Below are 714 nucleotides of genomic sequence, written 5' to 3' on the forward strand. Positions count from 1 at the left end.
AAAATGAGTTTTTCTCTGTAAATCGTTTGATCGCGAACGTACAGAGCGTTTCTGGACTTCCATTTGAAGCACAGGTTTCTTCTGTCGTCGAAAGTATTAAACGTTGGCAAGTGAAGGAAGAGCTAGACGACGATTTGACGCTTTTACAACTTCAATGGTCTGGTCCAAACACGTCTACATGTGAGGGTGAGGATGACTGATTACGAGTTTAAAAAAACGTTTCTTAGCTCACTAAAATCTTCCCGTGAGGCGAGTAAGCAGCTTGCCGAGTTTCTCTTTCAACATCAGGTATTGGTAAGTGATGTCCAACACCTCGAATTGTGCGTCGTTGAGGTGATGAACAATGCCTTTATACACTCCTACGATGATCGGGAAGGCGAGCCGATTGAGCTCGAATGTGCAATCTTATCTGACCCTAAGTCTACTCACATCGAAATGCGTATTTCTGATTACGGTCGTCCTATTAAAAAATCAGCTTTCCAAGAGCACACGAATAAAGAAATAAAAGCACCAAGCTTGTTTGATGAAGACAGCTGGATGTCGTCAGGACGAGGATTAATGTTAATTAGTAATCTAGTTGACAGTTTTCAGGTATTGAGAAGTGGTCGAAAAAACACGTTTGTATTGATTAAAAGGGAGGGACGCCTAACAACCAAGCAAAGTGCTGTCACTTTACCTGGTTCTTAGTTTTCGTCCATGACGAATTAGCTTTCT

1 protein-coding gene and 1 pseudogene are annotated in these 714 nt (G+C 41.7%); both read left to right on the top strand.

The features are described 5' to 3' along the window. Positions 1 to 200: pseudogene (locus R7E78_RS26570) on the top strand (regulator); the annotation flags it as partial. After that, on the top strand, positions 193 to 687 hold the full coding sequence (locus R7E78_RS26575; protein ID WP_318058668.1) for an ATP-binding protein: 495 nt from the start codon (positions 193 to 195) through the stop codon (positions 685 to 687). The pseudogene R7E78_RS26570 and the gene R7E78_RS26575, both read left to right, overlap by 8 nt. Positions 688 to 714 lie beyond the last annotated feature (27 nt).

It is taken from the genome of Vibrio sp. YT-19(2023) (assembly GCF_033337395.1).

What these genes read in the sequence shown, in the direction of transcription:
- R7E78_RS26575 (WP_318058668.1), top strand. Translation starts at nt 193, where the DNA reads ATGACTGATTACGAGTTTAAAAAAACGTTTCTTAGCTCACTAAAATCT.